5 protein-coding genes and 2 pseudogenes are annotated in these 8938 nt (G+C 72.3%); 3 read left to right on the forward strand and 4 right to left on the reverse strand.

What is annotated here, in order from left to right; translation table 11 throughout:
* Positions 1-298: 298 nt before the first annotated feature.
* Positions 299-1162, reverse strand: a pseudogene (locus ABZ896_RS50520) (FUSC family protein); the annotation flags it as partial.
* 191 nt (positions 1163-1353) lie between these two features.
* On the opposite strand from ABZ896_RS50520, the gene ABZ896_RS50525 reads away from it, so the two are divergent.
* Both ABZ896_RS50525 and ABZ896_RS50530 read left to right on the forward strand, forming a co-directional pair.
* Complete coding sequence (locus tag ABZ896_RS50525) at positions 1354-1830, forward strand: Lrp/AsnC family transcriptional regulator (protein WP_360945540.1); 477 nt, start codon at positions 1354-1356, stop codon at positions 1828-1830.
* A 19-nt stretch (positions 1831-1849) separates the two neighbouring features.
* The gene (locus ABZ896_RS50530; RefSeq protein ID WP_360945543.1) at positions 1850-2539 is read left to right on the forward strand and encodes an HAD family phosphatase; all 690 of its coding nucleotides are present in this window, start codon (positions 1850-1852) and stop codon (positions 2537-2539) included.
* Between the two features lie 176 nt (positions 2540-2715).
* Here the strand turns inward: ABZ896_RS50530 and ABZ896_RS50535 are convergent, their stop codons facing one another.
* From ABZ896_RS50535 to ABZ896_RS50545, 3 genes are all read right to left on the reverse strand, one after another.
* Positions 2716-4107 carry an FAD-binding oxidoreductase gene (locus tag ABZ896_RS50535; RefSeq protein WP_360945546.1) on the reverse strand — a complete coding sequence of 464 codons (1392 nt, stop codon included), beginning with the start codon at positions 4105-4107 and terminating at the stop codon, positions 2716-2718.
* A 169-nt stretch (positions 4108-4276) separates the two neighbouring features.
* Positions 4277-6931: an AAA family ATPase gene (locus ABZ896_RS50540; protein WP_360945549.1), complete on the reverse strand. Its 2655-nt coding sequence runs from the start codon at positions 6929-6931 to the stop codon at positions 4277-4279.
* 250 nt (positions 6932-7181) lie between these two features.
* Positions 7182-8126 (reverse strand): hypothetical protein, encoded by a 945-nt coding sequence (locus ABZ896_RS50545; protein WP_360945552.1) that lies wholly within the window; start codon positions 8124-8126, stop codon positions 7182-7184.
* 179 nt (positions 8127-8305) lie between these two features.
* On the opposite strand from ABZ896_RS50545, the pseudogene ABZ896_RS50550 reads away from it, so the two are divergent.
* Positions 8306-8938, forward strand: a pseudogene (locus ABZ896_RS50550) (hypothetical protein); the annotation flags it as partial.

Here is an 8938-nt window from a genome sequence, read left to right on the forward strand (position 1 = left end):
AGTTCTCCGTCACGACCACCACTCTATGGTCAACATCCTGACCAGTCAAGATATTGACCGCATCACTCCCAAGATCGCTTACGGGACAACTTTTAGAACATCCTTCGCGCCTTAGGCGAGAAGTCTCCTCTCGGGAACTGACGGCCCATCATGAAAGTCAGCATGGAGTCAGCAAGCGTCTGACCAAACCCGCCGACAGCTGACCACACCCGCGAATCACCGCACCCACGCGGGAGCAGTACTTGACCTGGGAAAACAGCCGTCAGACCGCCACTCTCGCAGGCATGCGCCTTGACAACACGAAGAACATCATCCAGGTGTACGAGACGGCGGCCGTGTAGAAGATGCCGAAGACGCAGACGGCGACCAGTGCGGCCGTGGGGGCGGGCGCGCCGTCGAGGGGGATCGCGACCAGCAGCCCGAGGCCGATGCCGATCACCGTGCCGAGGACGCGGCGGAAGCCGCGGACCAGGGTCTCGCCGCGCGAGGTGGTGTTCACGAAGATCCACCAGGTGGCGCCGACGGCCCAGTACCACCGCTGGCCGGACACCAGCTGGCCGACGACGAGTGCGAAGCCCGCGCCGGCGGTCGCCTGGACCGCCTGGCGGGTGGTCGCGCGGGCGAGGCCGGTGCCGCCGGGCGGGGCGGGGACCGGTGCCGGGGGCAGTCCGCGCTCGTAGCACCACAGGCCGAAGCGGACCCCGGCGGCGATGGCGACGGAGAGCAGGACGGCGGCGTACAGCTCGGGCAGTTGGCCCGTCCTCGCGTGCAGGAACTGCGCCACGAAGAAGGTCATGAACGCGAAGACACCAAGGCTGTGCCCGCGCGGGCCCCAGCGCCGCGCGTACACGCCCGCGACGACGACCGCGAGGAAGGTGAGGTCGCGGGCGACGGGGTGGTCGTGCAGCTCGGCCGCCGTGGCGAGCACCGGCAGGCCTACGGCGGGCAACAGGGCGGTGGTGGCCGCCTGGCCGCGGACGGTGGGGTCCGTGACGGTGAACAGGGTGAGCAGCGCGGCGAGGCCGCCGGTGACGGCGCCGACGAGCGAGTGCCCGGCCAGGCCGCACACCACGACCGCCAGACCGATGCCGAGGACCGCCCGCGCGGCGAAGCGCAGCCGGATCCGGCTCGGGTCCGGTGCCACGAACACCCTCTTCAGCACGTACCGCCCCCTGGGACTCAGGCATGAGAAAGGCGCCGCGGGGTCCGCAGCGCCATCGACGGCCCCATTGCAGCATCCTCGACGCGACTGGCTCAAGCGACCTGGCCTAGGCTGGGCCATTGGTACAGACATCACGGTCCGCGGGCGGCCGTCGGCAGGCCAACGGACCACGCACGAGGAGGCCGTACGTCATGGCCGTGGACGCACTCGACACCCGCATCCTGCGCCTGCTGCTGGAGCAGCCGCGCACCAGCGTGCGGGAGTACGCGCGGATCCTCGGGGTCGCGCGGGGCACGCTCCAGGCGCGGCTCGACCGGCTGGAGCGGGACGGGGTGATCACCGGTACCGGGCCGGTGCTGTCCGCGGCGGCGTTGGGGCATCCGGTGCTGGCCTTCGTGCACATCGAGGTCACGCAGGGTCACCTCGACGACGTGGGAGACGCGCTGGCCGCCGTACCGGAGATCGTGGAGGCGTTCTCGATCACGGGAGGCGGGGATCTGCTGACGCGGGTGGTGGCGCGGGACAACGCGCATCTGGAGGACGTGATCCAGAAGTTGATCAGTCTGCCGGGGGTGGTGCGGACACGGACCGAAGTCGCGTTGCGCGAGCGGGTCCCGTACCGGTTGCTGCCGCTCGTGGAGTCGGTGGGGCGGGCCGTGCGTTCGTGACCTTTGACATGCTGGAGCCATGAGCACCATCGGCGATTTCTCGGTCATCTTCGATCTCGACGGAACACTCGTGGACAGCGAGCCGAACTATTACGAAGCGGGCCGGCGGACTCTCGCCGAGTACGGCGTCCCGGACTTCACGTGGGCGGAGCACGAGCAGTACGTCGGCATCAGTACGCGGGAGACCATCGCCGACTGGCGGGAGCGGTACGGGCTGGAGGCGTCGGTCGCGGAGCTGCTCGCGGTGAAGAACGGGCACTATCTGGAGCTGGCCCGCGCCGGGACGCGGGTGTACCCGGAGATGCGGAAGTTCGTGGAGCTGCTGGCCGGTGAGGGGGTGCCGATGGCGGTGGCCTCGGGGTCCTCGCTGCCGGCGATCGAGGCGATCCTCGCCGGGACGGGGCTCGACGCGTATCTGCGGACGGTCGTCTCCGCCGACGAGGTCGCCCACGGCAAGCCCGCGCCCGACGTCTTCCTGGAGGCGGCCCGCCGGCTGGATGCCGAACCGGCGGACTGCGTGGTCCTGGAAGACGCCGCGCCGGGCGCCGCCGCCGCACACGCGGCCGGGATGCGCTGCATCGCGATCCCTTACGTGCCCGCCCAGGCCGGCGCCCCGGAGTTCACCACGGCCGGACTCCTCCTGCGGGGAGGCCAGGAGGAGTTCACGGCCCGGGCGGCGTACGAGTGGGTCGTGGGCGGCGCCGGCTGAGGGAGCGGCGGGGGCGAGCCGGGGCCGCGCTCGTACGGCACCGGGCTCGACGCCGACTCCGCCACGACTACGACGGCGGGCACGGGCCGGCTCCTCAGCGGGTGGGCGACAGCCCGCCTGGCGGGCCCAACTCCCTTACGGCACCCGGCGCGAGCCCGACTCCGCTCCGGCGCCCCCTACTTCGCCGGTTCGATGTTCTGGTTGAGGCGGAACACGTTCTCCGGGTCGACGTCGGACTTGATGCGGGCGAGGCGGTCGTAGTTGCCGCGGTAGCTGGCGCGGACGCGTTCCTGGCCCTCGTCCATCATCATGTTGACGTAGGCGCCGCCCGCCGAGTACGGGTGGAGGGCGTCGAAGTAGTCGATCGTCCAGCGCTTGACCAGGTCGGCGTTGGCCGGGTCGGGGTCCACTCCGGCGAAGACGGACGCCCAGTTGGCGTGGCGGTAGGCCCACGGAGTCTCCTCCTGACCCACGTCGTGGGCGGCGCCGTCGATCGGGTAGAGGTGCATGGTCGACTGCATGGTCGGCACCTCCGCACCGAACTTCGCGTGCAGCTGGACCGCCTCGTCCGGCACGCTCTCGACGAAGTCGGCCCGCCAGTACCACTGGTGGCCCGGCGGGTAGAGCCCGTCGAACATGGACTGGAGGTCCGGGTGCTGCATGACCATCGGCGCGTGCAGCAGCGGCTGCGGCAACGCGTCGAGCAGCGGCGCCATCGCACGCGCGGCCGCCTCCTGGTCGTCGCCGACCCAGCACCACACCACGCCCGCCGTCTTGCGGAGTTGGATCTCCTCGGGGAACGGCGGGGCCGGCGGAACCGTGCCGTGCAGGAAGAACCCGCCGAGCTCGCGGGGCGCCTGAAGGATGAAGTCCCGGTAGGCACCGAGGACTTCGGCGCTCTCCTCCACCGCCCAGAAGGTCGGCCCGGCGATCACCGTACCGACCTCGTGCAGCCGGAACAGGAACGACGTCACGACACCGAAGTTGCCCCCACCGCCCCGGATCGCCCAGAACAGATCGCTGTTCTCGTCGGCGCTCGCGCGCACCGTGCGGCCGTCGGCGAGGACGACGTCCGCCTCCAGCAGGTTGTCGATGGTGAGCCCGCACTTGCGGGTCAGATGACCGAGCCCGCCGCCGGTGGCGATACCGCCGACGCCGGTGGTGGAGATGATCCCGCTGGGCGTGGCGAGACCGTACGCGTTGGTCGCGCGGTCCACCTCGCCCCACACGCAGCCGCCGCCGACGCGGACGGTACGGGCCCGGGGGTCGATCTCGATGTCCTTGAGAGGGGAGAGATCGGCGACCACTCCCCCGTCGACCGTGCCGAGCCCGGCGCCGTGGTGTCCGCCGCCGCGCACGGCGAGGGGCAGGCCGTGGGTGCGGGCGAAGCCGATCGTGCGGGACACCGCGTCCGCGTCGGCACAACGGGCGATCAGTGCGGGCCGTTTGTCGATCATCGCGTTGTAGACGGCGCGGGCCTCTTCGTAGCCCGAGTCGTCGGGTCCGAGCAACTCCCCCGTGAACGCGGTCAGTTCGCGGCGGGCTGCCTGGGCGGTCGTGCTGGACATGCGGTCCCCCGTTTCCGAATCGGAGCGATTCGTCGGTGAATAGGATCGACGGTGAAAAGGGTCGTCGGTGAACAGGGCCGATGGCGAATAGGGCCGATTCGCACGTTCTACTCGCGTCACATGGCGACGGGCATCCGTGGGCGTCACCCAGCTCGGCCACCCGGGGTACCTACGTTTCGGCGCGCTCCGACAACAGCCCCAGCTCCGCCGCGCGCAGGGCGGCCTGGCGGCGGCCGGGCGCGTCCAGCTTGTCGAGGACCGCCCGTACGTGGTTGTCGACCGTCCGGACCGACACCACCAGGCGTGCGGCGATCTCCGCGTTGGTCAGGCCTTCGGCGAGCAACCGCATGACCTGGAGCTGGCGTTCGGTGAGCCCGGCGGGGTTCTCGCGGGTGGCGGCGAGCGGGCCGCGCGGGATCCGGCGCACCCCGAGCCGGCGCAGTTCCGCACGGAGCAGCCGGGCCGCCGGATCGGCGCCGAGCGTGTCGAAGGCGGCGAGGGCGGTGAGCTTGTCGGCGGGGTCGGGGCTCTCGGAGAGGGCGACGGCGTGTTCGTAGGGGCAGCCCACCGCCTGCCAGATCGCCGCGGCCCGCCGCCACTGGCCGCGCGCCTGGAGGGCGTACGGGTGGTCCGAGTCGTCCGGCGGGACGGGGTGTCCGGCCTTGGCGAGCCAGTACCCCAGTTCGGGGCCGTAGGGCGCGCCGGGCAGGCGGGTCGCCTGGGCGTGGACGGGTTCGGCGGCCTCGATCACCGCCTTCCGGTCCCCGCGCAGCCAGGCCGCCTCCGCCCGGGCCGCCGCCACCGGCCCGGTGCGCTGGAGTTCCTTCGTCCCTACGGCGATCTCCCAGGCCTCGGCGAGGAGTTGACCGGCGCCCGGGCGGCCGCGGCGGCTGCGGACCCGGGCCAGGACGGTGAGGGCGGGGCAGCGGGCCGGGAGGAAGTCGTGCATGCCGTACTCGGCATGCTTCTCGGCGTCGTCCCAGTCGGCGGCGGCGAGCCGGCGGATGGCGAGGGAGACGTGCAAGTAGTTGAAGAATCCCAGGTGTTCGGCGCGGTCGGCCAGGTCCATCGCCGGAGGCAGGAGCCGGTCGGCGTCGGCGTACTCCAGTTTGTCGAGGAGGCTCCAGATGAGGTTGGCGTAGGAGCGGCAGGCGTGTTCGACCTCGCCGGCGGCGAGCGCGACCTCCAGGCTCTCCTCCAACTGCCGTCGCCCTTCCGGGTCTCCGGAGCGCCAGCGGGCGGTGCCGACGTTGTTGAGGGCGTGCGCGAGGATCGCCGGGTCGTCGGCCTTGCGGGCCAGCGCGATGGCGCGTTCGCCGTGTTCGACGGCCTCGGCGTAGCGCTCGGAGAGCATGCGCAGTTGGGCGGTGTTGCTGACGGCGAGGGCGAGCAGCCGGTCGTCGCCCGCGTGTTCCAGGACGGCGACGGCCTCGCGGGCCGCCTCCTGGGCCTCGTCGGCGTTGCCGGCCCACCAGTGGATACGGGAGAGCCAGCGCAGGTCGGCGCCGAGGGCCCGGGCGTCGCCGAGGGCGCGGCGCAGGGCGACCGCCTCCTGCTCGGCGGCGACGGCGGCGGCGGAGTCGGCGATGGTGTAGCTCTCCACGGCGTAGCGTTCGAGGAGGTCGGCGAGTTCGGCGGGGGCGTAGCGGTGCCGGTTGCGCAGGACGAGCCGGAGCTGGGCGGCGGCCTCGCGGTGGGCACCCGCGCTCGCGGCGTCCTTCGCCGCGTCGGGGCCGTAGCGGGCGATGGCGTCCTGGTCGCCGGCCTGGGCGGCGTGGTGGACGATGCGGGCGGTGTCGGAGCCGGGGCGGGCGACGAGGGCCGCGAGGGCGTCTCGGTTGAGGCCGATGCGGCGGGCGGCGGGAAGCGAGTCGGCGACGGCCCGGCGGATCAACTCGTGCCGGAACGCGACCCGTTCGGGGGTGACGGTGAGCAGGCCGCGCTGCTCGGCGGGGGCGAGGACGGCGACGCCCACGCCGTTGCCCACACCTACGCCTACGCCATTGCCTTTGCCCTCTCGCACGCCTTCGCTCAACAGCGCCTCCACCAGCGGGCGTTCGACTGCCGACGGGACCACGGCGAGCTGCTCCAGGGCGTCCACGGTGGCGCCGGGCAAGTCCCGCAGCCGGGCGAGCACGGCGTCGACGACGGTCGGGGGGACCTTCCCGGTGCCGCCCGCGGCCACGATCTCGGTGACGAAGAAGGGGTTGCCGCCGGTGACCGCGTACACCTGTGCCGGGTCGGCGCGGCCGGCGCTGAGGGTGCGGACGGCGTCCAACGAGAGGCGCGCCAGGGGCAGTCGGTGCACGCGGGGCGCGCGGGAGACCTGGCCGAGCAGGTGACGCAAGGGGTGTTCGCGGCTCAACTCGTCGTCGCGGTAGGTCAGGACGAGCAGGGTGGGCAGTTTCTCCACGCGCCGGACGAGGAAGCGCAGGGCATCCAGGGAGGCCTCGTCGGCCCAGTGGACGTCCTCGACGACGAGTACCGCAGGATGCGGCAGCGCGCGTAGCTCTTTCAGCAGGGCCTCGTGGACGCGGTGGCGGTCGCCGCCTTCCATGACGGCCTCCGCGAGTGCGGTGCCGACGCTGCCGATGAGGTCGCGGAAGGGGCCGAGCGGGCGTCGGGTGGCGAGGTCGTCGCACTGTCCGACCAGCACGCGGGCACCCCGGGGCAGCCGGTCCGGCACCGCCGTGACCAGGCTCGACTTGCCGATGCCCGCCTCGCCGAAGACGAGCGCCACGGAGCCGGCCCCGTCCGCCGCCTCCTGTGCGGCCGCGGTCAGCCGAGCCAGCTCGGGCTCACGTTCGAGGATCCCCCAATCCACCCGGAAGATTCTGCCACCGGGGATGCCGTGACGGGGCCTTCGCGACGGACGCTCTCAGAGCACGCGGGGCCCTTCCCGACGGGCAGATCGGGAGCGCTCCGGGCCTTCAGACGGGCAGATCAGGAGCGTACCGGGCCTTCCGACGGGCAGATCAGGAGCGTACCGGGCCTTCCGACGGCCGGTCCAAGAGCACACCAGCCCTTCCCTGCGGCCGGTCCAGGAAAACGCCGGGCCCTTCCTCTCGGCCGGCCTAGGACCGCGGAGTGTCCGGTTCCGGGACGCGCCACGTGATGCGAAAGCGCTGTTCCGGTGGGAGGCCGGGGCGGCCCACCGTCTCGCCCGTCTTGACCAGGTAGCCGAAGACCATGCGGTGGGCCTCCTCCGAGACCTCGTGCCAGGTCTCCGGGGTCACCGTCATGACCTCCCGCATCAGCGCCGGGTCCGCCTCCTGTTCCAGCAGGTCGGCGCGCTCCTCCCGGTCCATCGTCCCGTCGGCGCGGGCGGCCGCGATCGAGCGCTGGAGGAGGTTGGGCTCGCTGCTCAGCCGCCGGAGGATCTCCTGGAAGGCGTACTGGATCCCCTCGGCGGTCTCGGCGGCCTCCCGCCCCGGATCCTCGTAGCCGTACGGCGATCCCCGCTCCGCCCCCACGTAGTCGCCCTTGAGGATGCGCAGGAGGGCGCGCAGGAAGAACTCCGCGCCGGACTCCTCGATTGTGCGCAGGCCCAACCGCACCCACTCGTCCTCGGAGAGGATCGGTTCGTGCGGTACGGCGAGGGCCGGATCGATCTGCACGGCGTTGAACGGGTTGATCAGTACGCCGGCCACCGCTTCCGGCGTCCACCGGCCGTCCTCGCCGCCCCAGCTCATCGCGAGGGAGAGTTCCCGCGCCGACTTCATCCCGCCCGACTCGCCCTCCCGCACCGCGCGCCACAGCGGCAGGAAGCGGGCGGACTCCTCGGCCGGGTCGCGCGGCGGGTCCACGCAGGCCGACGCCAGGACGGACACGATGGACCGGACGGTCTCCCAGCGGGGGACGCGGATCCCCTTGAGGGTCTGGCGCACGCCCTCGTGGCTGACGGTCGTCGGATGGTCCCCTTCGGAGACGAGGGTGCTGATCTGGCGGTGGCTGGGGCGGCCGGCCGCGCGGTGCAACTCGTCCAGGGCGTCCAGGAGGTCCTGGTGTGCGGTGGCCACGGGGTCCCCTCACGCGGTGAGTGATCGTCGAAATCTGCCGACATCCTAGGAATCGGCGGGGGCCGGCATGTCAACATCCGCCAACTTGGCGGCCCCGGACGTCAGATGGTGACAACCGGCCCGAGGCGCCCCTGACCATGGAACACAGCTGGTCCTTCCACCTCAGGAGTCGCCCTCCCATGCACATCCCCGCCTACGCCCACGCCACGATCCGCGCCGCGGCGCCGAACATCCCGACGGCCCGCCAGGCCGGTGGACTTGACTGCTGTCTCTGCGACACGCCCTTCGAGGACCGGGTCGCCGTACCGCTGGGCCCGACCGAGACCTCGGGGTTCTTCGGGTGCCATCCCTGTCTGACCCGGCTGGTGCGCCAGGCCCGGCGGACGCGGGACGCCGAACTCGTCGAGGACGCCGAGCGGGCCCGGGCCGAAGCGGTCGCGTGGGAGGCGGAACGGGACCGGCGTCTGGGCGCCCTGACCGCCGTACGACAGGCTGCCGAGGCCGTGACCCGGCTCGCCGCCGAGGGCGAGGTGGAGCCGCTGCGGGTGGCGTGGCTGCATGTGTCGCTGGAGTCGGCGTACGCCTGGGCCTCGGACGACGCGCCCGAACCTCCGGGCCCCGACGAGGTGTTGAGGGATGCCGACATGCGTCTGACGCTGGAGATGTTCGCTGCGCGGGAGGCCGTCGCGAACCGCCTCAGCTACCACCTGATCGACCGGGCCTCGCCGCCCGACCCGGAGGAGTGCGAGGAGTACGGGTGCTCCGAGGAGTGCGACGGACGGCACGACACCGTCCACATCGACTGCGGGCCC

This window comes from Streptomyces sp. NPDC047072, assembly GCF_040643855.1.
Classification (GTDB): Bacteria; Actinomycetota; Actinomycetes; order Streptomycetales; family Streptomycetaceae; genus Streptomyces.